At 55.1% G+C, this 24,847-nt stretch carries 24 protein-coding genes; 9 read left to right on the plus strand and 15 right to left on the minus strand.

Annotated features, from left to right (window positions below):
* Positions 1-79 precede the first annotated feature (79 nt).
* Both E6C51_RS15280 and E6C51_RS15285 read right to left on the minus strand, forming a co-directional pair.
* A complete protein-coding gene (locus tag E6C51_RS15280) occupies positions 80-775 on the minus strand; it encodes a 4'-phosphopantetheinyl transferase family protein (RefSeq protein WP_190236599.1) in 696 nt (231 codons plus the stop codon).
* Positions 776-847: 72 nt separating this feature from the next.
* Complete coding sequence (locus tag E6C51_RS15285; RefSeq protein ID WP_146935375.1) at positions 848-1,402, minus strand: regulatory protein RecX; 555 nt, start codon at positions 1,400-1,402, stop codon at positions 848-850.
* A 186-nt stretch (positions 1,403-1,588) separates the two neighbouring features.
* Between E6C51_RS15285 and E6C51_RS15290 the strand changes: the two genes are divergently transcribed.
* The gene (locus E6C51_RS15290; RefSeq protein WP_190236600.1) at positions 1,589-2,617 is read left to right on the plus strand and encodes an NADP-dependent oxidoreductase; all 1,029 of its coding nucleotides are present in this window, start codon (positions 1,589-1,591) and stop codon (positions 2,615-2,617) included.
* An 8-nt stretch (positions 2,618-2,625) separates the two neighbouring features.
* Here the strand turns inward: E6C51_RS15290 and E6C51_RS15295 are convergent, their stop codons facing one another.
* From E6C51_RS15295 to ileS, 3 genes are all read right to left on the minus strand, one after another.
* Positions 2,626-3,111, minus strand: coding sequence for a GNAT family N-acetyltransferase (locus E6C51_RS15295; protein WP_190236601.1), 486 nt, complete (start codon positions 3,109-3,111; stop codon positions 2,626-2,628).
* 69 nt (positions 3,112-3,180) lie between these two features.
* On the minus strand, positions 3,181-3,807 hold the full coding sequence (locus tag E6C51_RS15300; RefSeq protein WP_146935089.1) for a hypothetical protein: 627 nt from the start codon (positions 3,805-3,807) through the stop codon (positions 3,181-3,183).
* A 138-nt stretch (positions 3,808-3,945) separates the two neighbouring features.
* Positions 3,946-6,909, minus strand: coding sequence for an isoleucine--tRNA ligase (gene ileS / locus E6C51_RS15305; protein WP_190236602.1), 2,964 nt, complete (start codon positions 6,907-6,909; stop codon positions 3,946-3,948).
* Between the two features lie 66 nt (positions 6,910-6,975).
* On the opposite strand from ileS, the gene E6C51_RS15310 reads away from it, so the two are divergent.
* Complete coding sequence (locus E6C51_RS15310) at positions 6,976-7,143, plus strand: hypothetical protein (RefSeq protein ID WP_186827761.1); 168 nt, start codon at positions 6,976-6,978, stop codon at positions 7,141-7,143.
* A 112-nt stretch (positions 7,144-7,255) separates the two neighbouring features.
* Here E6C51_RS15310 and E6C51_RS15315 read toward each other — a convergent pair whose 3' ends face one another.
* The 4 genes from E6C51_RS15315 to chrA all read right to left on the minus strand — a co-directional run bounded on the left by E6C51_RS15315 (position 7,256) and on the right by chrA (position 10,937).
* Entirely contained in the window at positions 7,256-7,507 is a 252-nt protein-coding gene (locus E6C51_RS15315) for a hypothetical protein (protein WP_190236603.1), read from the minus strand.
* A gap of 142 nt (positions 7,508-7,649) precedes the next feature.
* Positions 7,650-8,630, minus strand: coding sequence for a bifunctional riboflavin kinase/FAD synthetase (locus tag E6C51_RS15320; RefSeq protein ID WP_146935094.1), 981 nt, complete (start codon positions 8,628-8,630; stop codon positions 7,650-7,652).
* A gap of 22 nt (positions 8,631-8,652) precedes the next feature.
* Positions 8,653-9,504 (minus strand): TIGR01459 family HAD-type hydrolase, encoded by an 852-nt coding sequence (locus tag E6C51_RS15325; protein ID WP_190236604.1) that lies wholly within the window; start codon positions 9,502-9,504, stop codon positions 8,653-8,655.
* Positions 9,505-9,602: 98 nt separating this feature from the next.
* Positions 9,603-10,937, minus strand: coding sequence for a chromate efflux transporter (gene chrA / locus E6C51_RS15330; RefSeq protein WP_190236605.1), 1,335 nt, complete (start codon positions 10,935-10,937; stop codon positions 9,603-9,605).
* A gap of 180 nt (positions 10,938-11,117) precedes the next feature.
* On the opposite strand from chrA, the gene groES reads away from it, so the two are divergent.
* The 5 genes from groES (at position 11,118) to E6C51_RS15355 (ending at position 14,720) form a co-directional block, all read left to right on the plus strand.
* The gene (groES, locus tag E6C51_RS15335) at positions 11,118-11,414 is read left to right on the plus strand and encodes a co-chaperone GroES (protein ID WP_012654127.1); all 297 of its coding nucleotides are present in this window, start codon (positions 11,118-11,120) and stop codon (positions 11,412-11,414) included.
* 67 nt (positions 11,415-11,481) lie between these two features.
* Positions 11,482-13,122: a chaperonin GroEL gene (groL, locus tag E6C51_RS15340; RefSeq protein WP_146935097.1), complete on the plus strand. Its 1,641-nt coding sequence runs from the start codon at positions 11,482-11,484 to the stop codon at positions 13,120-13,122.
* A gap of 230 nt (positions 13,123-13,352) precedes the next feature.
* Entirely contained in the window at positions 13,353-13,781 is a 429-nt protein-coding gene (locus tag E6C51_RS15345) for a curlin (RefSeq protein WP_146935099.1), read from the plus strand.
* Positions 13,782-13,858: 77 nt separating this feature from the next.
* Complete coding sequence (gene csgH / locus E6C51_RS15350) at positions 13,859-14,260, plus strand: curli-like amyloid fiber formation chaperone CsgH (RefSeq protein WP_190236606.1); 402 nt, start codon at positions 13,859-13,861, stop codon at positions 14,258-14,260.
* Positions 14,261-14,306: 46 nt separating this feature from the next.
* A complete protein-coding gene (locus tag E6C51_RS15355; RefSeq protein WP_190236607.1) occupies positions 14,307-14,720 on the plus strand; it encodes a curlin repeat-containing protein in 414 nt (137 codons plus the stop codon).
* 9 nt (positions 14,721-14,729) lie between these two features.
* On the opposite strand, the gene E6C51_RS15360 is transcribed toward E6C51_RS15355, so the two are convergent.
* The 3 genes from E6C51_RS15360 to E6C51_RS15370 are packed head-to-tail and all read right to left on the minus strand — an operon-like array spanning position 14,730 to position 20,243.
* Complete coding sequence (locus E6C51_RS15360) at positions 14,730-18,047, minus strand: error-prone DNA polymerase (RefSeq protein ID WP_190236608.1); 3,318 nt, start codon at positions 18,045-18,047, stop codon at positions 14,730-14,732.
* Positions 18,044-19,567: a Y-family DNA polymerase gene (locus E6C51_RS15365; protein ID WP_190236609.1), complete on the minus strand. Its 1,524-nt coding sequence runs from the start codon at positions 19,565-19,567 to the stop codon at positions 18,044-18,046. The genes E6C51_RS15360 and E6C51_RS15365 overlap by 4 nt, the downstream gene beginning before the upstream one ends.
* A complete protein-coding gene (locus E6C51_RS15370; RefSeq protein ID WP_146935107.1) occupies positions 19,482-20,243 on the minus strand; it encodes an ImuA family protein in 762 nt (253 codons plus the stop codon). Before E6C51_RS15370 ends, E6C51_RS15365 begins: the two co-directional genes overlap by 86 nt.
* A 1,120-nt stretch (positions 20,244-21,363) precedes the next feature.
* On the opposite strand from E6C51_RS15370, the gene E6C51_RS15375 reads away from it, so the two are divergent.
* Positions 21,364-21,777, plus strand: coding sequence for a hypothetical protein (locus E6C51_RS15375; protein WP_230987355.1), 414 nt, complete (start codon positions 21,364-21,366; stop codon positions 21,775-21,777).
* Between the two features lie 44 nt (positions 21,778-21,821).
* Here E6C51_RS15375 and E6C51_RS15380 read toward each other — a convergent pair whose 3' ends face one another.
* Together E6C51_RS15380 and E6C51_RS15385 are read right to left on the minus strand one after the other, a co-directional pair.
* Positions 21,822-22,478 carry a L,D-transpeptidase gene (locus tag E6C51_RS15380; RefSeq protein ID WP_407920823.1) on the minus strand — a complete coding sequence of 219 codons (657 nt, stop codon included), beginning with the start codon at positions 22,476-22,478 and terminating at the stop codon, positions 21,822-21,824.
* A 151-nt stretch (positions 22,479-22,629) separates the two neighbouring features.
* Positions 22,630-23,448, minus strand: coding sequence for a L,D-transpeptidase (locus E6C51_RS15385; protein ID WP_146935109.1), 819 nt, complete (start codon positions 23,446-23,448; stop codon positions 22,630-22,632).
* Positions 23,449-23,647: 199 nt separating this feature from the next.
* Here E6C51_RS15385 and E6C51_RS15390 point away from each other — a divergent pair, with 199 nt between their 5' ends.
* The gene (locus E6C51_RS15390) at positions 23,648-24,280 is read left to right on the plus strand and encodes a DNA-3-methyladenine glycosylase I (protein ID WP_190236610.1); all 633 of its coding nucleotides are present in this window, start codon (positions 23,648-23,650) and stop codon (positions 24,278-24,280) included.
* Positions 24,281-24,290: 10 nt separating this feature from the next.
* Here E6C51_RS15390 and copM read toward each other — a convergent pair whose 3' ends face one another.
* Entirely contained in the window at positions 24,291-24,680 is a 390-nt protein-coding gene (gene copM / locus E6C51_RS15395) for a CopM family metallochaperone (protein ID WP_190236611.1), read from the minus strand.
* Positions 24,681-24,847 lie beyond the last annotated feature (167 nt).

A 24,847-nucleotide genomic window follows, 5' to 3' on the forward strand; every position in this document is an offset into this window, starting at 1 on the left:
AAATCCCATCAATCCCTCACAATAAAAACAGAAACCCCTAGTATAGCAGGGGCAAATATTGGCGCAAAACCCGTCGCAATCACCCTGAGACTGGAAGACTGATTCCCGTATGCACCAAACCGGCACTTACGCGAAAATGACCAGTCAATTTTACAGAACGGCAAAACTCTTGCGTCAAATCTGTCATCAACTCAGCTTGAAAGATACCTGCGGCATGATCCACAATCTCTATGCGGGCATCTTCAAACCAGAACATCTTGCCGACCAGGGCATGTAGACATTTAAACAGGCTTTCCTTGGCCGAAAAGATCATGGTGGTATAGACTTGCTCGGTCATGGGCGTTTGCGGCCCATAAGCCTCATCAGGACGGCAGATGCGGGCCTTGACATTGGCCATGACTTTTTCTGTCATGATTTCTTCGCTATCAATACCCAGACCGCGAAAGAGTTTTCCATCACCAAGGGCTGCCGCCGCAAAGCCGTGGGTGTGGGTGATGGATCCAACCAGACCTTCTGGCCAAACCGGCGCACCACTGGTCCCCGTGGCAATGCTGACCCCAACCTGCCCCGTTTGCGCCTCAATAGCGCGCATGGCGCACAAGCGCCCGGCCACATATTCCGCCTTGCGCTTGGCGACGGCTTTTCCCATGGTCTGCGGCAGCGTAATTCCCAGCTTATCCGCCAGTTCTGATGTATAAGCTTCGACGTGAAAGCGAACCGCCCGATGCGCAACACTTCTATCAAACAGGCTTGGCGCATCCAACTCTTGATACATGGTGATCTATAACTTTCGTAAACATCAGAACTGACACAGATCTTTCAGCAATGCTTTTCTTTTGCCCGCAGATCAAAGCGGAGGCAAGAGAAGATCTTCAGCCTCCTGCTGATCCATTTCCACCACGCGCTGTGCCAGAGCAAAACCAAAGCCGTTGCGCGCCAAAGAGGAGAGCTCGCGCGTGAGTTGCCGCTGATCGGCCTCTTTACGCCGAAACGGGCCATAGCCGCGTTTGCGGGCAAAGCGCACCGCCGCCAGCACATCATCGACCTCTTCCAGAGCCGCTGTTACCAGCTCTTTCTCAATACCTTTTCGGGCAAGGGTTTGGGCAATGGCCCGCCGCGATTTACCATTGCGCGCCGCCGATTGCGATTTGACATCGGCATAGGCCTGATCATCAATCGCGCCCATGGTCTCACCAAAACGCACAGCTTCTTGCGCCAGAATCTCGACTGTCTCGGGTGCAATATCCTCATATTTTTGCCGTGCCTTGCGGCTCACCGCCTGCATCAGCTCCTGACGGCTCATCATGCGACGCGCCAGCCTGTAGGCGGCCGAATTGCGCGCCCAGGCCAGCATACGGGGCGTCGGCTGGGTGTTTTGCTCACGGCTTTCATCATCGTCCATCATCAAGCAATCCAGACCTGTCGTCTTCTCTGCCCACCAGCTAACCAAGCCTGTGCCAGAGGTCAATCGAGCAAGACCGACGGGCAAGATAGGCGACAGCTCAAAAGAAAATTTGCCTTTCTGATCGAAACCCGCACGGAGCGCCCCATATAGGAAACAGAATTGCATAGCCCAAAAGGATATTCCATGACGGACATTCACAACCAAAAAATTCTTCTGGCGTCACGGCCTGTTGGCAAGCCAACCACGAGTAATTTTAAAATCACCACAGAAACCGTTGCCGCGCCCAATGATGGCGAAGTGCTGCTTGAAATTCTCTATCTCTCGCTTGATCCCTACATGCGCGGTCGCATGAGCGACGCAAAATCCTATGCCAAACCCACCGAGATCGGCAGTGTCATGGAGGGCGGTACCGTTGCGCGGGTCAAGACCTCCAAACACCCGGATTTCAAAGAGGGTGATGTGGTGCTCTCTTATTCCGGCTGGCAGAGCTATGCGATTGCCAAGGGCGAGAACCTGCGCAAGCTTGACCCCTCTGTTGCTCCGGTCAGCACCGCCCTTGGCGTGTTGGGCATGACTGGCTTTACCGCTTATGCCGGTCTTTTGACCCTTGGAAAACCACAGCCGGGCGAGACCGTGGTGGTGGCAGCCGCCAGTGGCGCGGTTGGCTCCGTGGTGGGCCAGATTGCCCGCATCAAGGGAGCACGCGCCGTGGGCATTGCCGGTGGGCCAGACAAATGTGCCTTTGTGAAAAACGAATTGGGCTTTGACGCCGTTGTCGACCATCATTCCCCGAATTTCGCGGCGGAGCTGGCAGAGGCTTGCCCGGACGGCATTGATGTCTACTTTGAAAATGTTGGTGGCAAAGTGTGGGATGCCGTTTTTCCTCTGCTCAACACCTATGCCCGTGTGCCGGTCTGCGGGTTGATTGCCCAATACAATCAAACGCCCGGCGAACTGGCTGGCCCCGACCGCTTCCCGGCCACGATGCGCGATATTCTGACCAAAAGCCTGACCATTCGCGGCTTTATCCAGACGGAGTTCGTGGCCCAGTTTCCCGAATTTTACAAGCAGGCGGCAGGCTGGATCAAAGATGGTCGTTTGCGTTACCGCGAGCACATTGTCGATGGGCTGGAAGCCGCACCAGAGGCCTTTATTGGCCTACTGGAGGGCAAAAACTTTGGCAAACTGCTGGTGAAGGTGAAAGACACCTGATCGTCTGATCACCCCTCTTCGGCGGCAAAGCGTTTCAGCGCGTCGCCGGAGAGGCGATATTTGATCCACTCGGTTTGGGGTTCGCCACCAATCTGGTTATAAACGCGAATGGCTGGCTCATTCCAGTCCAGAACACTCCATTCGACCCTGCCGCAGCCTTTTTCGACGGCAAGCTTTGCGAGATAGCGCAGCAACATTGTGCCACCACCGCCACCGCGATGAGCCGGATCCACATAAAGATCTTCAAGGTATAATCCGTTGCGCGAAAGCCATGTTGAGTAAGAGTAAAACCACACAGCAAAGCCTGCTGCCACGCCGTCTTTTTCCAAAATCGCAGCCTCTGTGACGGAGCCGGTGCCAAACAATGTGGCTTTGAGGCTGTCTTGTGTTGCCAAGACTTCATGCTCGGCTTTTTCAAAAATCGCCAAATCAGTAATGAAGCGCAAAATAACAGGAACATCCTGTTCACGCGCTCTGCGAATAGAAAATGTCATGCGAAATCTCCAAAAGAAAAGCAGGCCATCTCTGACCTGCTTTTTTTAAAAACACCAATGCAAGCGGTCTTATTGGAAGGGTAGCCACCACGATTTATTCGAGTTGGACATTTTCGCTTCCTTCTCGCGGCGCTTTTCTTTTTTCAGTTCTGGCTCACCCAGATCATTGAGCTTTGCTTCGTCAATGGAGCGATAAGAGGCCGGTGGATCAGACAACAGACGACGCTGGTCGATATAGGCTCCCTTTTGCTCGGCGCGCGCCTTGCGGAAAGCTTCCCACTTTTGCGTCTCGGTCATTGTGCCATTGGTGCCGTACCCATTCAGCAAAGGAGAACGATATCCGGGGGTATCCTTATTCTCATCGGCTTCGGCCACAAGGCGGGCGCGAACATCTTCAGGTGATTCGACCCATTCCGGATTGTCCTTGGACGCCAGCGATTGTTGTGGCTGAACCAAATCTGCGGTGGCACCCTTGGGTGGCAAAACCAGATCAGGACGCGGATTATAACTGGTGCCCGCGTTCTTCGGCTTGCTTGCGCCCAAAGAAACAGCCGAACCCACATCGTCTCCCAGCTGCTCAAGAGCCGTCTTGTCCGTGCCGTAAGTTGGGCTGCTCATGCAGCCACTCAAGGCTGAGCAAGCGGCAAACACACCGAAAACTGTGGCGCCAACGCGAAACATACCTGCCTTAACCATACACACCTTCCAGCCCTTGGGACCGCCTCCAACAATTCTTTCAGGCGGGAATATTCCGCCTGAAAGAAAAATCCGGCCAATTTCAGGCCGCTTGTACCGGAATTGCGCTAAAAGCGCAAATCATCCAGTAAATATTCATCACAGCGTCACACCAAGCTCACGAAGAGCGGCGGCATCGCGCGCCGATACATCGGGATATTCGGGGTCGGAGCCTACGTCATCGGTAATCCGCCACGAGCGGGCGCATTTTACGCCCTTTGCCAGCGTCGGCTCAACCGATACTTTAGCAACCTCGCCCAAACGGAAGGCATCAGCCGGGCCTTCATCGCCCACCACGGTGATGGCGGATGTGATGCAGATTTCGGCCAGATCAAGGCCGTTCAGCGCGGCCATAAGCTCGGCATCACCAACATGCACAACAGGTGCTGCTTCCAAAGACGAGCCGATGCGCTTGTCCTTGCGCTCCACTTCCAAAGCACCCGTCACAACAGAGCGAACCTTGCGCACCTTTTGCCATTTGGCCTCAATCGCATCATTGCGCCACTCGGCGGGAACGACCGGGAACTGTTCCAGATGCACCGATTCAGCCGAAGGATTGCGCGACAACCAGGCCTCTTCCGTGGTGAAGGGCATCATTGGTGCAAACCAAAGCGTGAGCGAATCGAACAATTTGCGAATCACAAACAGGGCGGCACGGCGACGCGCAGACGATGGCGCATCGCAATAGAGCGCATCTTTGCGGATATCGAAGTAGAAGGCCGAGAGCTCGACATTGGCAAAATCGGTCAGCGCACGGGTGATCTTCTTGAACTCGAACGCATCATAGCTTTCGCGCACAAGCGTATCCAACTCGGCCAGCCGATGCAACATCAGCTTTTCCAGCTCTGGCAGCGTGTCATAGGCGATCTCTTCGCCATGGTCGTGCGCCAGCGTGCCCAGCATCCAGCGGATGGTGTTGCGGATTTTGCGATAAGCATCAACATTGGTCTGGATTATGGTTTTACCCAGACGCTGATCTTCCCAATAATCGGTGTTCATCACCCAAAGGCGCAGAATATCGGCACCGGATTGCGCCATAACGTCCTGTGGCGCAATAGTATTGCCGATGGATTTTGACATCTTGCGGCCGTCTTCTGCCATGGTGAAACCATGGGTGATGACAGCATTGTAAGGTGCACGGCCACGGGTGGCGCAGCCTTCCAACAGCGACGAGTGGAACCAGCCGCGATGCTGGTCCGAGCCTTCGAGATAAACATCGGCAGGCCATTTCAGGTCCGGGCGATCTTCCAGCGTAAAGGTGTGGGTGCAGCCCGAATCGAACCACACATCCAGAATATCGCGAACCTGCGTCCAGCGGTCCTGATTGGGCACGCCTTCAAGGAAGCGTTCCTTGGCACCGTCAGCAAACCATGCATCCGCCCCTTCAACCTCAAAGGCTTCCAGAATGCGGGCATTGACGGTCTCGTCTTGCAAAACTTCGCCAGATTCATCGGCAAATACGCAGATCGGAACGCCCCATGCGCGCTGACGCGACAGCACCCAATCAGGACGGCCTTCGATCATCGCCCGCAGACGGTTTTGGCCAGCGGCGGGCACAAAACGTGTGTCGTCAATGGCTCCAAGGGCGCGCGAGCGCAGCGTGGTGCCATCGCCCAATTCCTTGTCCATATAGACAAACCATTGCGGCGTGTTGCGGAAGATGACCGGCTTCTTGGAGCGCCAGCTATGCGGATAATCATGCTTGATCCGGCCACGGGCAAACAGGTTATTGGCAGCGATCAGCGCCTCAATCACGCGCTTGTTGGCATCGCCCTTTTTGCCGTTGTCATCCATCACGCGGGCAGCGCCACCTTCAGCAGACGGGCCAAAGCCGGGGGCATCTTCCGTGTAGAAGCCAGCGTCATCGACGGTGAAGGGGATTTTGGTGGAAATCTTACGGTCATCCAGCAAACGAGCCGCCGACATCCATGCGTCAAAGTCTTCGCGGCCATGGCCGGGGGCGGTGTGGACAAAGCCTGTACCGGCATCATCGGTAACGTGATCGCCGTCGATCAGGGGCACCTTGAAGTCATAGCCGAGATCGGCGAGTGGATGGGCGCAGATGATGGCTCCCAGTTCCTCACCGGAAACATCCCGACGCAGTTCGAGCGCAACCTTGGCCTTGGTTGCACAATCTTGTGCTAAACGTTTGGCGAAGATCAGCTTTTCACCTTGTTGCGGGCCAAAATCGTTGGTCGCCTCTGTGACTTCATACAGGCCGTATTCGATCTTGGAGGAGAACGAGATGGCACGGTTGCCCGGGATGGTCCACGGAGTAGTGGTCCAGATAACAACGAAAGCACCTGCAAGCTCTACAAAAGTCTGAGGAACCGGCACAGGTTGATTGCTAGCCTTATCATGCCACATTTTAGTAGAATCGTGCGGCTGGACCGGAAACTTCACCCAGATCGTATCACTTTCAACCTCGTGATACTCCACCTCGGCCTCGGCCAAGGCGGTGCGTTCCACCACCGACCACATGATCGGCTTGGAGCCACGATAGAGCTGGCCGGATTTGGCGATTTTCAGCAACTCGCCAGCGATGCGGGCTTCCGCATGGAAATTCATGGTGGTGTAGGGATTGTCGAAATCGCCCTCGATGCCGAGGCGCTTGAACTCTTCCGACTGCACCTTGATCCAGTTTACTGCAAAATCACGGCATTCCTTGCGGAACTCGTTGATCGGAACTTCGTTCTTGTCCTTGCCCTTTTCGCGGTATTTTTCCTCGATCTTCCACTCGATCGGCAGGCCATGGCAATCCCAGCCGGGCACGTAATTGCTATCAAATCCGCGCATCTGGAACGAGCGGGTGATCACGTCTTTGAGGATCTTGTTCAGCGCGTGGCCGATGTGGATATTGCCGTTGGCATAGGGAGGGCCATCGTGCAGCACGAATTTTTCGCGGCCAGCGGCAGAGGCGCGGAGCTTTTTATAAAGGCCCATTTTCTGCCAGCGGGCAACGATTTCCGGCTCTTTTTGCGGCAGGCCCGCACGCATGGGAAAATCTGTCTGCGGCAGCGCCAGCGTTGCGGAATAGTCTTTTTTGTCAACAGTATCGGTCATCATTCAGCCATGGATGAGAGGCGTCAAAGCGTGCGCCTGAATTAAATAAAGTCGGTGACGGGGCGCATGATTGAGAAAGCGCCAAAAACCCGGACCTTCCTGCTGCTCTCAGAGCGCACGGAAGGCCGGGCTAATAATTCGCAGAGATATGGTCAGCCGAACTTTTCTCATGATGGCGCTTGTTTAAGCGGTTTCCCTTTGAAAGAAAAGAGGCAAAACAACAAGGCGGCGTAACCACCCTATTGGCTATGAAATTGCCGATGGCAAAGAATGCGCCTCCGTGCGGCTCAGCATCAAAAGCTGTGAACCGCCCGTATGCAGAGCCTTCTGGAAAAATGGTGAAAGATCAGGCCGCGGACGAAAAAGCGGCCTCGCCGGTCATAAGCTCAACCGTCATGGATGCGGGAGCGCGGCGAATATCTTTGAAATGATTCTTGCATTCCTTCGATACAAATTTCAGCGCTGCTTCCTCGCTGGCGAAAAAACCGCCCAGTTTGTCAGTCGCATCCTGAAGGACCCAGCAGCCGTTCTGATTGCGGCCAATGGTAAAACGGGGAGCGGACTGAAACAGCGAACGCTGATTGACGACCTCATTCATGACACGTACTCCTTATGCTTGCGGCTTCCTATAAACCTTGTTGAAGATCGAAGGGGCTTTTTAAAGCTTTCGTGACAAAACACCCGCAGATTTCGTGCAATACTGTCATGCATTCAGCGCATTGCCGACAAGAGATTGTCGCTTAAAACGCGATTGTCTCATCCAACGCGCTCAGCGGGCGCACACCCGCCAAAAGCGCTCTCGCTTCTTCCTCGTCGCGCTTGATCTGGGCCACCAAGGGCTCCAGCCCATCAAACTTCCATTCATCGCGCAAATGGCCGAAGAAGGATACGGCACAGACCTCGCCATAAAGATCGCCGGAAAAATCAAACACGAAGGTTTCCAAAAGGGCGGCACCATCTTCGGTCACGGTCGGGCGATAGCCAAAGCTTGCCACACCATCACGGATCACGCCATCGGGCCTGCGCAGCCGCACGGCATAAATACCGGGGCGCAAATTGGCCTGCGGTGCCAGCGCCATATTGGCCGTGGGAAAGCCCAGCGTGCGGCCAAGCTGCTGACCTTTGATCACCTCGGCCTCAACCGTATAGCGATAGCCAAGCAAGCCGGCCATTTCGCTCACCGCCCCTTCGGGCAACAGGCCACGAATGCGGGTGGAAGACACCACCTCGGCATTTTCGTCGCGAAAGGCATCCAGCAAGGTCACACCAAAACCGTGGCGAGCGCCCGCTTCCATCAAAAAGGCCGGTCCACCCTCGCGGCCCTTGCCAAAGTGAAAGTCAAAGCCGGTCACCACTTCGCTCGCCCCCAGCCAATCAACCAGAACAGAGCGGATAAACGCATCGGCAGAGCGCTGGGAAAATTCGAGATCGAACGGATATTCAATCACCGCATGAAAGCCGATGGCTTCCAGCAAACGCGCTTTCAAAGGGGCAGGTGTGAGGCGAAAAACCGGCGTATCCGGCTTGAACACCGTGCGCGGATGCGGCTCAAATGTCAGCACCAGAGCGGGCACATTGCGCTGTCTTGCCAGTTCCAGCGCCCGCCGCAACACGGTTTGATGGCCGCGATGCACGCCATCAAAATTGCCAATGGCCACCACGCCGCCTTTGAGGCCATCCGGCAACGGGGTCTTTTTTTCATTGCGATGAAAAACGGTCATTGGCTTATATCCACTAAAGGCTTCAGGCGAGTCTTGGCATCCAGAAGGCAGGCGTTACCCCCTCTCCTGTCAGATAGGCTTTCAAGATCGCCTCATCAATCTGGCCATTCACGGTATATTCGGCCGCATGAATGCCACCTGCGATATACAGAAGATCAAGACCGGCATCGACAGCGCCCTTCACATCGGTGGGCATGCCATCGCCAATGGCAATCACCCGCGCCTTATCAATGTCAGCGCCGCGCGCATCACGGGCTGCGGCAAAAGCTGCCTCGTAAATCGGCTTGTGTGGTTTACCCGCCACGCGGGTTTCGCCGCCCAATTGCTGATAGTAAGCCGCAACGGCTCCAGCGCAGGGAATCATTTTATGGCCGCGCTCGACAATCAGGTCAGGATTGGCGCAAATCAACGGCACTGCGCGCTTTTGGAATGCCACCAGCATATCATGGTGATCTTCCGGCATTTCCGACTCATCATCAAACAGGCCGGTGCAGACAATGCATTCAGCCTCATCAGCGCCTACGACCGAGACATCCAGCCCATCCATCAGCGGTAGGTCACGCTCTGGCCCCAGCAGAAAAACCTTCTTTGGGCCTTGCGCAATCAGCGTGCGGGTGACATCGCCTGAGGTGACAATCCGGTCAAAAGCGCCATCAAGCACGCCCATGGCCTTCAACTGGCTGATCACGCCCGGCGATGGCCGGGGCGAATTGGTGATCAGCACCACGGTCAGGCCTTTTTGGCGCGCCGCACTCAAAACTTCGCCCGCCCCTGCAAACACATCCACGCCATTGTGGAGCACGCCCCAAACATCGCAAAGCACAACATCATAAGCGTCGGTTGCATCAAGAAACGTGGAGAGGCGCTGGGTCATGAATCTGCCTTGAGAGATGAACAGGTGTCGGTGACATGGCAAAGGATAGCGTCGATAGCAAGAGCTTTTGCGGCAATCAGGCGTCGAGCATAGAGAATTTATGCCATGAACCGGATCAATACCCCCAAGGCCGCAGCCGTTGCCAGCACCGTGGCAATGCCAAGCCGCAACCCAAACAGCAGCACGGTCGTGACAAGGGCAATCACCAAGGCGGCTCCATTCAGCGTTGCCCAGTCTGGCATCGGCAATGAAAAACCAATCGCCGCCACAATGTCGCGCTGCACCACCTGCGCAAACAGCACATGCAAGCCAAACCACACAGACAGATTGAGAATCACCCCCACCACAGCAGCGGTGATGGCTGAGAGTGCTGCATCCACCAGCACATGGCCGCGCAACCGCTCAATCAATGGCGCTCCGGCAAAAATAAACAGAAAGCTGGGGGCAAAGGTCGCCCAAGCCGTAAGCAAGCCACCCATAAGCCCGGCAACAACCGGCATCAGGCCGCCGGGATCGCGAAAGGCTGCGAGAAACCCTGTGAAGGATAAAACCAGCACCAAAGGGCCGGGCGTGGTTTCGGCCAAAGCCAGACCATCCAGCATTTCGCCCGGTTTCAGCCAGTGATAATGCTCCACCGCCACCTGTGCCACATAGGCCAAAACGGCATAGGCACCGCCAAAGGTGACCAGCGCCATGCGGGCAAAAAATGTAAACACATCCAGCAGGCGGTCATGCCCTGACATGAGCGACAGAAGTGCCAACGGTGCAAGCCAGATACAGAGCCACGTGATCAATGACAAAAGCACTGACTTTAACGCCAGAGGTGCAGAACGCGCAGCCCTCGGGCTTAAATCCATCGTCGCAAAGCGCCCCCTTATCAGGCCAGCCATTGCAGCACACACAACAACCAGCGGAAACGGCAAGGACAGGCAAAACAAGGCAAGAAAGGCCAAAAGCGCAATTATTCTATGAAAGGGAGATGTCAGCGCCCTTTTGCCAATCCGCAGCAAGGCTTGCACCACAATGGCCAGCACCGCCGCTTTCAACCCGAAAAACAATCCGGCAATCCAGCCGACATTGTGGTAGAGCGCATAAACTGTGGACAGACCCAGCATAACGGCCAATCCGGGCAGCACAAACAACAGCCCGGCTGCCACGCCGCCGCGCAATCCCCCATTCAACCAGCCGATATAGGTCGCCAATTGCTGCGCTTCCGGGCCGGGCAGCAGCATACAATAATTCAGGGCATGCAAAAAACGGGCTTCCGAGAGCCAGCGTTTTTCATCCACGATAATCTTGTGCATCAAACCGATCTGGGCGGCAGGCCCGCCAAAGCTCAAACAGCCGATTTTCGCGAAAGTTTTACAGATTTCGCCAAATGTCACGGTTTTGGCATCATCCTGTTGCATTCCCGGGTCTAGGATGTTCGTCATGCCTCGATTTTCTTTTCTGGGCTTTCAATTTTTTGGCGTGATTTTTTATGTGTCCGTCCTTGACTCCACGCAACCTCATCCTTATCTCAGGCTCGCTAGCACTCGAACAGACTGAGTGCTAACAATATCCATGCGGGGCCGTTTCGGCCCGCGAATGTCATTTGATCGAGGGATTAGACAATGGCAAGCACCAATTTCCGTCCGCTGCACGACCGCGTTGTTGTTAAGCGTGTTGAATCTGAGGAAAAGACCAAGGGCGGCATTATCATTCCTGATACCGCCAAGGAAAAGCCAGCTGAAGGCGAAATCATCGCTGTTGGCCCAGGCACACGCGACGACAAGGGCGCTCTGGTTGCTCTGGACGTTAAAGTTGGCGACCGCGTTTTGTTCGGCAAGTGGTCTGGCACTGAAGTCAAGCTCGACGGCGTTGACCTGCTGATCATGAAGGAAGCCGACATCATGGGCGTGATCGGCTGATCTAGCCGGATACCCCTTCTTCCTTTTAACCAATTCACCAATGGGTTAGATACCCGGGAGTTTGAAAATGGCTGCTAAAGAAATCAAGTTTGGCCGCACTGCGCGCGAAAAGATGCTGCACGGCGTTGATATCCTTGCTGACGCTGTAAAGGTAACACTCGGCCCTAAGGGTCGTAACGTTATCATCGACAAGTCGTTCGGCGCTCCACGCATCACCAAGGACGGCGTATCTGTTGCCAAGGAAATCGAACTGGAAGACAAGTTCGAAAACATGGGCGCACAGATGGTTCGGGAAGTTGCTTCCAAGACCAACGACATCGCAGGCGACGGCACCACGACCGCTACCGTTCTGGCCCAGGCTATCGTGCGCGAAGGCAACAAGGCTGTTGCTGCTGGCATGAACCCAATGGACCTGAAGCGCGGCATCGATCTGGCTGTTGCTGAAGTTGTGAAGGACCTTCAGGCCAAGGCCAAGAAGATCTCCACATCTGAAGAAGTTGCTCAGGTTGGTACAATCTCTGCAAACGGCGACGCACAGGTCGGTAAAGACATTGCTGAAGCCATGCAGAAGGTTGGCAACGAAGGTGTTATCACCGTCGAAGAAGCCAAGACCGCTGAAACCGAGCTGGAAGTCGTTGAAGGCATGCAGTTCGACCGCGGCTACCTGTCGCCTTACTTCGTCACCAACCCTGAAAAGATGGTTGCTGACCTGGAAGACGCTTACATCCTGCTGCACGAAAAGAAGCTCTCCAACCTGCAAGCCATGCTGCCAGTTCTGGAAGCTGTTGTGCAGACCGGCAAGCCACTCGTCATCATCGCTGAGGACGTTGAAGGTGAAGCTCTTGCAACGCTGGTTGTCAACAAGCTGCGTGGCGGCCTGAAGATTGCTGCTGTCAAGGCTCCTGGCTTCGGCGATCGCCGCAAGGCCATGCTGGAAGACATCGCGATCCTCACTGGCGGTACCGTGATTTCTGAAGACCTCGGCATCAAGCTCGAAACTGTCACCCTCGACATGCTCGGCCGCGCCAAGAAGGTTTCGATCTCCAAGGAAAACACCACCATCGTTGATGGCTCTGGTCAGAAGTCCGACATCGAAGGCCGCGTTGCTCAGATCAAGGCTCAGATCGAAGAAACTTCTTCCGATTACGACCGCGAAAAGCTGCAGGAACGTCTTGCCAAGCTGGCTGGCGGCGTTGCCGTGATCCGCGTTGGCGGCTCCACGGAAATCGAAGTGAAGGAACGCAAGGACCGCATCGACGACGCTCTGAACGCAACACGCGCTGCTGTTCAGGAAGGCATCGTTCCTGGCGGTGGTACAGCTCTGCTGCGCTCCTCGACCAAGATCACTGTCAAGGGTGTAAACGACGATCAGGAAGCTGGCATCAACATCGTTCGCCGCGCTTTGCAGGCTCTGGTTCGCCAGATTGCAACCAACGCCGGTGACGAAGCTTCGATCATCGTTGGCAAGGTTCTCGACAAGAACGACGACAACTTCGGCTACAATGCCCAGACCGGCGAGTTTGGTGACATGATTGCCATGGGTATCGTTGACCCTGTTAAGGTTGTTCGTACAGCTCTGCAGAACGCAGCTTCGGTTGCATCCTTGCTCATCACCACTGAAGCCATGATTGCCGAACTTCCTAAGAAGGAATCGGCTGGCGGCATGCCTGACATGGGCGGCATGGGCGGCATGGGTGGTATGATGTAATAAGGCGTAGGCCTTGTTGCTCTGACCCATACGGTTCAGATTTTGAGAGAGCGGTCTTCGGGCCGCTCTTTTTTTGTTCAAGCCTCAGCCTTGATTTTAATAGTGAAAAGGCCTGCCAAAAAAAATTCGGGTGAACGATATCTGAATGATGCCTTCAGCATCCGTTCCAACACAGCAGCATAGAAAGAGAGCGTTCAACAACGGCACCATCCCTCAGAGGAGAGGCTCTCATGATCGCTAAAATTTTTATCGCTACGGCTCTTGTCGGCTTTACCATCATCGCTCCAGCCATGGCCAATGATGTGCGGATTGAGCAATATGGCTGGTCCAATTCGGCTGGCGGTGCCCAGAACGGTTATAGAAACCGCATTCGCGTTTATCAGGACGGCGGCTATAATCGGATGAACGGCCGCCAATATGGCAGCGATAATCTTTCTGCTGTCGGCCAGCAGGGCCGTAATAACTACGGCGAGACCTATCAGTCCGGCAATCGCAACACCGCTGGCATTGGCCAGTTTGGCTCCAACCACACCACAATCATCACCCAGGACGGCAATGGCAACATTACCGCAGGCGTGCAGGTTGGCCATGGCTGTGCAGCAAACGTCAATCAAGGTGGCAATGGCAATGTCGCCGCCTTTGTTCAGGCCTGCCCCTAATTCAAAAACACCCGCTTCTTGCAATGGTAGATCCGCAAGACGATGCGGATCACCAGTCACCCTCAGGAGATGAAGTCATGCAGAGCATTGTCAAAAATCATCGCCATCTCGCAATTGCCATGGGTGTGGTTTTGCTCCCCATCGGTGCTTTTGCAACCATGGGCACAGGCACACAATCCGCTGGCCCGCTGAGTTGCGACATTCGCACCAGCCAATCGGGTGGGCAGATCACACTCAACGCCCTCGCCTCGACTGATCGCAGCGTCAACGGCAATTATACATTCCACGTCAGCAGCACTGGCGCGTCGAATGGCACCAATATCGACCAAAGCGGCGCATTCAGTGCAAGCCCCGGCAAGCCCGCCACACTTGGCTCTGTGATGCTGGATGCCAGCGGGGCAACTTATAAAGCAACACTCGAGCTGACGGTCGACAAGAAAACAGTCAGCTGCACCAAGCGCATTGGCGACAGTGCTTAAACCAATCCAAACACAGACCAAAAAAACTGTCACGATGGAGATCACTATGAACCATTTGTCTTTCAAGAGCCTGGCCACTGCCATTCTCATCGGTGGTCTTGGCACAATGGCAATCAGCGCCCCGGCCCAGGCTGGCGGTTCGATTTCGATGAATTTCTCGCCTTCAAACGGCGGCGACGGTGATATGATCTCCAGCGGCTTGCAGCTCTACTCGCTCTATCGCAATTTCAAAGATGGCAATATCGAGCAATTGGGCCGCAACAATTCGGCGGGCCTTGCCCAAAATGGCAGACGCAATCTGGGCATCATTCGCCAGCAAGGCAGCCAGCACACAGCCACGCTGGAACAGGATGGCAATGACAACGCCTATGGCATTTTCCAGTTTGGCCGCAGAAGCGATGTGAATGTGCGCCAGTATGGCAATAATCAGAGCGGCGCGACCTTCAGCTACGGTTGGTAAGGGCTGCGTTCAATGAAAATCGCGTGAGCGCACTCTTATCTGATCCAGATGCTCATAAGGATCAACCAGAGTGCGCGGCGGCGGAAGTGGCGATTTTGAGGTCGCAGGCCGGGGCATGTTCGGCGAGGGTGATTTTGCCACTGTGCGTGGGTCAACGGGCGGTATGCCGTGGTGAAATTCATCACCCCGCCCATGGGGCAGCGGAAACGGCGTATCCCGCGCCCCGACGCTGGCCAGTTGCCGACTGAGATCCTCAATATGCTGCACCACCAGATGCACCACCTCACCTTCGCGCTGGATATAGCCGCGCGCCCCCACCATGGCCGCTCCCATCACAACGGGGCGGAATTTTTCAAACATTTTTTTCCACACCACCAGATTGGCCACGCCGGTTTCATCTTCAATGGTCATGAAAATCACACCTCTGGCCGAGCCGGGACGCTGACGCACCAGCACCATGCCCGCAACGGTCACGCGGGTCCTGTCGCGGCTCGAAACTGCATCATGACAGCTGACAATTCCCTTGCGGCTTAAGTCCTTGCGCAAAAAGGTCAGAGGATGGTCGCGCAAAGTCAGCCCGACATGGCCATAATCCTGCACCACTTCGCTGCCCGCCGTCATGGGGCGCAGCGCCACTGCTGGCTCAAGTTGCTCAACAATCGCACCCGGCTTTGCAACGGTTGCAAACAATGGCAAAGGCGTATCACTGAACGCCTTGATGGCCCATAATGCTTCGCGGCGGGCAAGCTTGAGCGATGGGCGCATCGCATCGGCCTCCGCCAGATGCACCAGTGCCGAGGCTGACACACCGCCGCGCTGCCACAGATCATCCACCGAGACAAACCGACCCTCGCCGCGATTGGCCACCAATTGTGCCGCCTCGGCATTGCTCAAACCTTTGACCATGCGCAACCCCAAACGCACCGCAAAAAGACCTCGGCCTGTTTCTTTCTCCCCTGCTTCTTTTTCCAATGTGCAATCCCATCGCGATGCATTGATACAGACGGGCAAAACAGTCACCCCATGCACCTCGGCATCGCGCACAATCTGGGCGGGGGCATAAAACCCCATGGGCTGCGAATTGAGCAGGCTTGCGCAAAACACATCCGGGTGGTGGCATTTGACCCAGGACGACGCATAGGCAATCAGCGCGAAGGAAGCGGCGTGGCTTTCCGGAAAGCCATAGGAGCCAAAGCCTTCAAGCTGGCGAAAGGTGCGCTCGGCAAACTCCCGCTCATAGCCATTTTTGACCATGCCGGAAATCAGCTTTTCACCGAACTTGCTGACACCGCCGGTATGCTTGAAGGTGGCCATCGAGCGACGCAATTGATCGGCCTCGCCGGGGCTAAACCCGCCACATTCAATTGCCACCCGCATGGCCTGTTCCTGAAACAGCGGCACACCAAGTGTTTTATGCAGGACTTTATAGAGTTCGGGCTTTGGATATTCGACCTTTTCCTTGCCCTGACGCCTGCGCAGGTAAGGATGCACCATATCGCCCTGAATGGGTCCGGGCCGCACAATGGCCACCTCGATCACCAGATCATAGAAGGTATTTGGCTTCATGCGCGGCAGCATCGACATTTGCGCGCGGCTCTCGATCTGGAAAACGCCAATGGTATCGGCTTTGGAGATCATCGCGTAGGTCTGCTCATCCTCCTGTGGAATGGTCGCCAGATCATGCCGTACTCCCTTATATTTTTCGATCATCTCAAAACAGCGCCGCATGCACGACAACATGCCAAGCCCCAGCACATCGACCTTCATGAATTTCAGAATGTCGATATCGTCCTTGTCCCATTCAATCACCTGCCGGTCGTCCATGGCGGCAGGTTCAATCGGCACCAGTTCATCCAGCCGGTCGCGGGTCAGCACAAAGCCACCCGGATGCTGCGACAAATGGCGGGGCGCGCCAATCAATTGTTGCGCCAGCTCCAAGGTCAGGCGCAAACGCCGGTCCTGAAGATTGAGGTTCAAATCCTTGACATGCTTTTCCGAAACACTGTCAGACCAGCCCCAGACCCGCGATGACAGGGTCTTGGTCAAATCTTCCGGCAGACCCAAAGCCTTGCCCACATCGCGCAAAGCCCCCTTGCTGCGATAGCGTGTCACCACCGCGCAAAGTGCCGAACGCGTACGACCATAGGTCTTATAGATCCACTGGATCACTTCCTCGCGGCGCTGGTGCTCAAAATCCACATCAATATCTGGCGGTTCGCGGCGCTCAACCGAGATGAAGCGCTCAAACAGCAAATTGCTCTGGACCGGATCAATGGAGGTAATGCCCAGAACATAACAGACTGTCGAATTGGCCGCAGAGCCACGCCCCTGACAGAGAATGTTTTGCGAGCGGGCAAATTGAACAATGGAATTGACGGTCAGGAAGTAGGGCGCATAATCCAGTTGCGCAATAAGCCGCAATTCATGCTCAAGAGTTCTGCGCACATTCTCCGAGATCCCATCGGGATAGCGATTTTTGGCACCTTCCCATGTCAGTTTTTCCAGGGTCTGTTGCGGAGTCAAATCCGGGAATTGCCGCTCCTCGGGATATTGATAGATCAATTCATCCAGCGAAAACCTGCACCGCGCTGCAAATTGCTGTGTGCGGGCCACGGCATCTGTGTTGCGCGCAAACAGGCGATACATTTCCGCTGGTGGTTTCAGATACCGGTCAGCATGGCGCTCGCGCCGGAAACCGGCATTGTCAATTGTGACGTTATGGCGAATACAGGTGACAACATCTTGCAAAATGCGCCGTTCTGGTGCGTGAAACAGCACATCATTGGTCACAAGGGTCGGCACGCCTGCGGCCTCGGCAAGTGACGACAGTTCAAACAGCCGCAATTGGTCATTGGGCCTGCGGCGCAATGTCAGCGCCAGATAGGCGCGATCGGCAAAAACCTCTTTGAGACGGCGCAGGCGAAAAGCGCAAGCATCATCGGCCAGATCCGGCACCAAAACCGCCAGCAAGCCTTCCGCATAGGTCACAAGATCGGCCCATTCCAGTTGGCATTTGCCTTTGCCGCCTTTTGTTTTTCCAAGCGACAGAAGCCGACAAAGCCGCCCATAGGCCGCCCGATCCGTGGGGTAAAGCAAAACTGCCATGCCGCAGGTGAGATCGACCCGACAGCCGATAATCAGCCGCACGCCTGTGTCTTTGGCGGCCTGATGCGCCCGCACAATGCCCGCCAGCGAGTGCCGATCCACAATAGCCAAAGCCTCGATGCCAAGAATTTTGGCCTGCTCGAACAGCTCTTCGCAGGACGAAGCCCCCCGCAAAAAGGAAAAGTGCGACGTGACCTGCAATTCGGCATAGCCCGGCATCATGCGAAGATCCCATGCAAGAACCAGCGATGAGAGCCGGTTTCGGCGTGTTCGCCATCGCCGGCGCGGAAAATCCAATAGCGCTCGCCCGTCTCATCTTCGACGCGAAAATAGTCGCGCACCGCCTCCAGCTCGGCATCGCGTGTCCACCACTCGCCAAACACCCGCTCAGGGCCATCGGCACGACTGACCCGCCGCCGCTTGCCCTTCCAGGAAAACCACACGGGCGGATGGTCTGGCAAAAGCGCCATGGTTTCAATGGGTTCAGGATAGGGCAGCAGACGCGACGGGCGAGGCCATTCATGATGCCAGCCCTGCCCGACATCTGGTGACAGCGGCGCAATCCGCCGTACCGACCGCTCTGGTACGTCGCTTGCCACCGGCGCAATGCGATAGAGCCTGTTGTGCCCAACCCGGTTGGCCAGCACGTCGATCAGCCCGGAAATATCGGCCTCCTGCTCTTCATCCAGCAGCGAATTCGCCTGGCGCGCCTGAAGCGGTTGGATCAAGCTTGCCGTCAATGACATAAGCTCGATGCCAAAACCGGGATTGATGCTCTCAATCCGGTCGCATAACAGCCGGGTCAGGCGCTTTACATCCCGCACCGGCTGGGCCATGCCCACCCGCACCACTTCTCGCTGATTGTCCACCCGCTGGCAGATCAAATCGAGCCGCCTTGCCCCCATGCCCTTTTGCTCCAACTCCAGACAGAGCGCCACCACCAGCTTTTCGATGTAACGGGCAATGGTTTCCGCCGCCCCGATGGGCTCGGCAAACAGACGCTCAACATAGGGCAGTTCCGGTGAGCGAAGCGGATCGACAGGCTCTGCCAAAACCCCAAGGGCTTGATCCAGCCTGCGACCCAGTTGTGGGCCAAACCGCTGAATGAGTGGTGCACGCGGCTGGCCAAGCAGATCACCAATTCGCTCAAACCCCAGAACCGCCAAGCCATCCACCGTGTTACGATCCAGCCTCAAGGCGGCGATTGGCAGGGGATAAAGCGCCTCTTCCTCCTGCCCCGGCGCAATGATGGAAATGCGACGGCCGGAAAAGCGCGCAACGGCATGGGCAACACCCCATGTCGAGGCAATGGCTGCTTTGGCCTCCACCCCCATGCCGTCAAACCGCTCAAGCAATGTATGCAGCATGGCGTCTTCGCCACCGTGCAAATGCTCAACACCGGTGGTGTCCAGCACCAGACCATCCGGCGCATCGGGTGCCACCACAGGCGAGACATGCTGCAAGACCGACAAGGCCAGACGATGAAGTCCCTGCAGATCGGCGGACGAATCCAAATCGCGAATGGTGAGTCCGGCAACCAGTGCCTGCGCCTTGGTCAGCGGCATATTGAGGCGCAAACCCGCGGCCTTGGCCTTTGCATCCACAGCGGCCACAACGCGACGGCTGCCCACCCGCGCCACCAGCACAAGGGGCTGATCATGAAGCGGCAAATCGTCTGGCGATTTTCGTCGCAGCCGGTCGATCGACCAGTTTGGAAGGAAAAGCGATATGACCCTGGGCATCACAAGCCTCCACTTCAAATTCGGCCGCTTCACCACCGCGACACCGCACCAATTCCAACCGCCAGCGCGCCCGGCCAATGCCCGCCACCGGCAAGGGCGCTGACGGCACAAAATAGGTTCGCCAGCGGGTCACAGCCGCTGTGGGCTGACCAAAATCTGCCTCTCCTGAAGGATGCCGCCAACGCCTAAGCGCAATGCCAATGGTGCCGGAGCGTTCCGCTGCCAATTGCAGGCGGCGCGAAATCGTCATGGGCAGGCGGGCAATCTCGGCCACCACTGCACCAAGGCTGCCATGGCGCAGGCCTTCTTCAAAACACGACAGCAAGCTCTTTTCGTCACCCGCCTCAATGAAAATCACCCGATCCGGCACAAGACCGGCCTGCTCCAGCGCAGGTGCAAACAAATCGCGCTGGGTGACGCACCACAACACCTTGCCGTTCACGCGCGCCGCAATGCCCGCCGCAAACAGAGCAGCCACCGACCCATGCACGGCATCGGCACCTCCACCCGCCACTTCATGCAGGGCTCCTAGGGCAAGCCCTCCACCAGGCAATTGCCGATCAATGCCAGCCACACCAAAGGGCAAGACATCGCGCACCCGGCCACTTTGCCCTTCCAGCGCCTGAACCTTGGCGCGAAGCGCAGTTAAAACCGGATTAGAGACACTATCCGCCATCCTCAAAGGTCCCTTCTACACTTTCACGATCACCAGAACCTGAATGTTCTTTATTTGTTCCAATTGAGGATATGAGTCAATACTGAAAATCATTCAGGAAATATCAAATCCTCTCGCGAACCTTTGTTCGGAAAGAAGGGCGCATCCACTGTAGAGAGGTTGATGGACATACAAACGTCGCCGGGTCTGAAAATGATAATAATCAAGACAAAAGAAAATAAGTAAGAACAACAAAAAATCTGCCGCACGAGTTATAACGACATAAAATAAAAATATTCGAAATCAATTCATGATTGCGGATGCTATTATAGTTTTCAATGCTCACACCTCAATTTAATGCTTTTTTTTTGCGGCAAATTTGGATAAGTGAATTTCATTCATTTTTTGCGCACCACCATATTAAGAAGACATGTAGGATAAAAAGAACCGATGCGCACAAACACCAGACGACTCTCAATTTATGACGTCAAACCGATAGCAACCATAAGCGATGGCGAATTTTATAAATCAACCTGAAATGCACTTCACGGTAGAGGTCTATTTAAGACCTTATGCAGTCAATAGAAAAACCACAGCGATCCTTTGGCAAATGACAAGCCAAAAGTCGTTGTTAGAGTTTGTCAGGGGAAAAGTGGAAGCCGGTTTTCCCCAAAAGACAAACTCCAGCAAAGAATTTTAGAGTCTGACAACCAGAAAAATCCGGTTTCGCCATGATGAGATCCGAATATCGGCACTGCAATTTACACACCAAAGCCTGACATAGAGGGTTGTGGGGCACTCTATGGAAAGCATTTCCAACGCGATCCTATGGCGACTTGCTTGCAACGTCGGAGCGAAAATGAACACCGATTTTCGTACAAATCCAATGCGACGACAAGGAAATGGAGCGTTTCTCTACTGCATAATTCCTTAAATCGGGATCGATTTAAGGAGAAAATTATGCAGCAGCTTAAAAGTGCTACAGCGTCCTTTGTGCGCCATATTTAGTGAGAGGCGCTGTAGTCTGAGACAGACAAACGCCAGGGGGATGCATAACGAAAGACTGAGACTATTTTTGAGTTTCGATGAAACGATGAAATACGCTCGTCAAAGACGTCTCTAAGAAAAAATGGGGAGTTTCATGTTTAAAATTGCGGGCTTAACGGATACGGAGAGATTTGAAGGCCTTGATCTGACAGGCGGCATGAGCAACTGGCTGATGCCTTATGGCGTTGTCGAAGAATGGTCGAGCAATCTTGGCAGCGGTGTATTAAAACTCAGCGCCTCGGCTGCATCTTTACACGGCCTGCCCTGCATAGAGTGCGGATTATTAACGATGACCCGCCGCTACGATCAGCGCGACCGCAGTTCCGTGCTGGAACTGTTTGAAAAAGCAGCCACCAAGCCATCGTCGTTTTGCTTTTCAACCACCATCATCTCAGAAACACCCGACCAGATCCAAAGGCCGGTTTTCTGCATGGGACGCTCAATCGATTCAGGCAAACCCTGCCCTGATTCCATCGTCGGCATCTTTATTTTCCCCAACGTCCATTAAAAGCGGTTGCAGTGAAAAATGCAACCGCTTGCAACTGAAGCGCCTCAGCCGCCAAAAATGGTACGCAGAATATCAACGCCACGATCATCAAAGCTGACATCGCCCTGCTTGTTTCCCGGACCAATCACCACCACTTTGCTGCCAATATCAGCGCGCTCGTAAAGATCCTGCACGTCCTTGTTGTTCATGCGAATGCAGCCGGAAGAGAGGTTCAACCCAATCGACCAAGGCTGATTGGTGCCGTGGATGCGGAAAATCGTATCGCGATTGCCCTTATAGAGATACATGGCCCGTGCGCCCAAAGGATTGTCCGGCCCACCTTTTTGCACTTCTGGCAAAAAGTGACCACGGCGGGCTTCACGGCTGCGCATTTCAGCGGGCGGACGCCAGCTTGGCCATTCTTCCTTGCGGCCAATCTTGACAACTCCCGACCAGCCAAAGCCTTCGCGGCCAACGCCGACACCATAGCGGATCGCCTTGTTATTGCCTTCAACAAGGTAGAGAAACTTATTGTTGGTATCGATGATAATCGTACCCGGAGCCTCATTGGTTACCAAACGCACCAGACGGCGCTTGAACTTGTCAGGAACCGGACGCTTCATCATCTCGCGCGTGACAACGCTGCTGGCCGTTGAATTGGCCGGATCATCCACCCGCGGAGCCGCAGAGACGCTCACGGGCAAAGCAAGAACGGCTGTCATGGCAAAGGCCATGGCAGCATGGATCGCTGTTTTCTTCATGCGCAGATTCCCCCTTTGTATGATAGGATATTTACCAAAGTCACCTTCCGGCGCAAGCGAGCAAGGCCTGTCCACCCATAAATGGCCACAGAACAGCACTCTGGCACGGACATTACATAACGATCACCTTGGTCCCCACCGGCACCCGCCCATAGAGATCGGTTACATCCTCATTGCGCATGCGGATACAGCCCGAGGATACGCCATAACCAATCGTCCACGGCGCGTTGGTGCCGTGAATGCGATAAAGTGTTGATCCGAGATATAAGGCGCGCGCGCCCAGCGGATTTTCCGGCCCGCCCTCCATTTTGGCTGGCAAATAATGGCCTTTGGCCGCTTCACGCGTAATCATTTCCTGTGGCGGAATCCACTCTGGCCATTCGGCCTTGCGCGTTACGCGGTGCTCGCCTGCCCATTCAAAACCGGGCTTGCCCACGCCGACGCCATAGCGGCGAGCCATGCCATTGTCCATCACCAGATAGAGAAAGCGATTGTTGGTATCAATCACCAATGTTCCCGGTTTTTCCTTGGTGTCATAGTGCACCACTTGCGGCAGAAATTGTGGTGCAATCGCCGTTGGTCTGCGCGCAGGCATGGCTGCTGCCTGCTCAATGGCGGGCCGAAGCGGGGCTGCCTCACGCGGATGTAGTGCTTGGGGACGAAATGCTTGGGGGGCTGCCGGATAGGTCTCGCGCACCGGCATCGGTGCCTGATAAACGGCACGCCGCTGATACACCACAGGCTGACGAACAGGCCGCTGAGCTTGATATGCGGGCTGCGACCTCACCCCCAGTTGCAACAACCACGGCGCGGCCAAATCCGGACTGACCATAACAGGCGGCCTTGCCTGATAACGATCATTCGCCATCCCTAAACCGGGCAAAAGCGAAACCACAAGGCAGGCACTCAACAAAAAACGGGACCGGGCCATCGACATACACTCACAACAAAACCGACAGGAATGAGATTTTCCCCACGTTTAAACCCTGCCACTTTGGGATTTTTGAAATGGTAAACAAGCATTCATTAAACTTGTATCCATGCCGTAAACTGCGCAGCAAGGTTAGCAAGGGGTTGCGCGAAATGGTGAACAAAGAGTAAACATATCTCAACCACGGAGATTCGGGCGGATGGACAACACAGGCTTGATTGCAGATGAGACAGGCGCGCTGCGCTGTTTTTGGCATGGCGGTTTGGCGGATTATCGCCGTTATCATGATGAAGAATGGGGCCACCCGGTCATCGATGATCACCGCCTGTTTGAGAAAATTTGCCTTGAAGGATTTCAATCCGGCCTGTCGTGGCTGACGATCTTGCGAAAGCGCGATAATTTTCGGGCTGCTTTTGCCGGTTTTGATTTTGAAAAAGTCGCGCAATTTGATGACAATGACATTGCCCGCTGCCTTGCTGACACCGGCATTGTCCGCCATCGCGGCAAAATCACCTCAACCATCAACAATGCGCGCCGGGCCTTGGAAATAAAGGCCGAGTTTGGCTCACTGGCGCGGTATTTCTGGCGCTTCGAGCCGGGGCCTGAAGAGCGCCCGGCCACAATGGATTACGCCACTTTGCGCGCCAACCCCACCTCGCCCACTTCCATTCGGCTTTCCAAAGAGCTGAAAAAGCGCGGCTGGAGCTTTGTTGGCCCCACAACCGTCTATGCCTTCATGCAGGCCATGGGGCTGGTGAATGATCATATTGAGGGCTGCGTCTGCCGCGCCAAGGTGGAAGCCTTGCGCGGCAGCTTTGTGCGTCCAACTTAGATCGAACCGGCTATTTGCCGTGGGCCTTGAGCCAGGCCTTCATCATGGCAATTTCGCCTTCCTGTGCCTTGATAATCTCTTCCGCAAGTTTGCGGATTTTCTCATCCTTGCCGTATTGCAGCTCAATCCTGGCCATGTCGATCGCGCCCTGATGGTGGCCAATCATGCCGCGAACAAAATCCACATCCGCATTTCCCGTCATCGAGATAGACATGGCCTTGTGCATCTTGGCATTGGCCTCCATGAAAGCAGCAGTGGACGGACTATCCGACTTGCCGTGCGATTTGCCACCCGCAGCCATTGGCATATCATGCTGCATTCCCGGCATTGTGTCTTCGGCCATCGCATAGGTGGAGGCAAGCAGCATTGAAGCCACAAAAATCAGCTTTTTCATCATCATCGTACCTTTTCAAGAAAGAGAATAGAATTCACAGATCCCGATGGTCATCAGGATCCTCATGCGGTTTCTATTGCTCAAGCCCGAGGCGGCGGCAGCAAAGGCTGGCTATTTTTTGAGAAAAGCTGATGGCCAAGCGCTGGTAAAGGCGCACCATGCAAAACCGCTCT

It is taken from the genome of Gillisella terrae, assembly GCF_004801395.1.
Taxonomy (GTDB): domain Bacteria; phylum Pseudomonadota; class Alphaproteobacteria; order Rhizobiales; family Rhizobiaceae; genus Allorhizobium; species Allorhizobium terrae.

Excerpts from the sequence above, each read along its gene's own strand:
- E6C51_RS15310 (WP_186827761.1), top strand. The coding sequence starts at position 6,976 with ATGATTGAGAAAGCGCCAAAAACCCGGACCTTCCTGCTGCTCTCAGAG.
- E6C51_RS15315 (WP_190236603.1), bottom strand. The coding sequence starts at position 7,507 with ATGAATGAGGTCGTCAATCAGCGTTCGCTGTTTCAGTCCGCTCCCCGT.
- ileS (WP_190236602.1), bottom strand. The coding sequence starts at position 6,909 with ATGACCGATACTGTTGACAAAAAAGACTATTCCGCAACGCTGGCGCTG.
- copM (WP_190236611.1), bottom strand. The coding sequence starts at position 24,680 with ATGATGATGAAAAAGCTGATTTTTGTGGCTTCAATGCTGCTTGCCTCC.
- groL (WP_146935097.1), top strand. The coding sequence starts at position 11,482 with ATGGCTGCTAAAGAAATCAAGTTTGGCCGCACTGCGCGCGAAAAGATG.
- E6C51_RS15285 (WP_146935375.1), bottom strand. The coding sequence starts at position 1,402 with ATGGACGATGATGAAAGCCGTGAGCAAAACACCCAGCCGACGCCCCGT.
- E6C51_RS15390 (WP_190236610.1), top strand. The coding sequence starts at position 23,648 with ATGGACAACACAGGCTTGATTGCAGATGAGACAGGCGCGCTGCGCTGT.
- E6C51_RS15355 (WP_190236607.1), top strand. The coding sequence starts at position 14,307 with ATGAACCATTTGTCTTTCAAGAGCCTGGCCACTGCCATTCTCATCGGT.
- E6C51_RS15320 (WP_146935094.1), bottom strand. The coding sequence starts at position 8,630 with ATGACCGTTTTTCATCGCAATGAAAAAAAGACCCCGTTGCCGGATGGC.
- csgH (WP_190236606.1), top strand. The coding sequence starts at position 13,859 with ATGCAGAGCATTGTCAAAAATCATCGCCATCTCGCAATTGCCATGGGT.
- chrA (WP_190236605.1), bottom strand. The coding sequence starts at position 10,937 with ATGACGAACATCCTAGACCCGGGAATGCAACAGGATGATGCCAAAACC.
- E6C51_RS15290 (WP_190236600.1), top strand. The coding sequence starts at position 1,589 with ATGACGGACATTCACAACCAAAAAATTCTTCTGGCGTCACGGCCTGTT.
- E6C51_RS15295 (WP_190236601.1), bottom strand. The coding sequence starts at position 3,111 with ATGACATTTTCTATTCGCAGAGCGCGTGAACAGGATGTTCCTGTTATT.
- E6C51_RS15360 (WP_190236608.1), bottom strand. The coding sequence starts at position 18,047 with ATGATGCCGGGCTATGCCGAATTGCAGGTCACGTCGCACTTTTCCTTT.
- E6C51_RS15370 (WP_146935107.1), bottom strand. The coding sequence starts at position 20,243 with ATGGCGGATAGTGTCTCTAATCCGGTTTTAACTGCGCTTCGCGCCAAG.
- E6C51_RS15375 (WP_230987355.1), top strand. The coding sequence starts at position 21,364 with ATGTTTAAAATTGCGGGCTTAACGGATACGGAGAGATTTGAAGGCCTT.
- groES (WP_012654127.1), top strand. The coding sequence starts at position 11,118 with ATGGCAAGCACCAATTTCCGTCCGCTGCACGACCGCGTTGTTGTTAAG.
- E6C51_RS15280 (WP_190236599.1), bottom strand. The coding sequence starts at position 775 with ATGTATCAAGAGTTGGATGCGCCAAGCCTGTTTGATAGAAGTGTTGCG.
- E6C51_RS15380 (WP_407920823.1), bottom strand. The coding sequence starts at position 22,478 with ATGACAGCCGTTCTTGCTTTGCCCGTGAGCGTCTCTGCGGCTCCGCGG.
- E6C51_RS15385 (WP_146935109.1), bottom strand. The coding sequence starts at position 23,448 with ATGGCCCGGTCCCGTTTTTTGTTGAGTGCCTGCCTTGTGGTTTCGCTT.
- E6C51_RS15325 (WP_190236604.1), bottom strand. The coding sequence starts at position 9,504 with ATGACCCAGCGCCTCTCCACGTTTCTTGATGCAACCGACGCTTATGAT.
- E6C51_RS15300 (WP_146935089.1), bottom strand. The coding sequence starts at position 3,807 with ATGGTTAAGGCAGGTATGTTTCGCGTTGGCGCCACAGTTTTCGGTGTG.
- E6C51_RS15365 (WP_190236609.1), bottom strand. The coding sequence starts at position 19,567 with ATGCCCAGGGTCATATCGCTTTTCCTTCCAAACTGGTCGATCGACCGG.
- E6C51_RS15345 (WP_146935099.1), top strand. The coding sequence starts at position 13,353 with ATGATCGCTAAAATTTTTATCGCTACGGCTCTTGTCGGCTTTACCATC.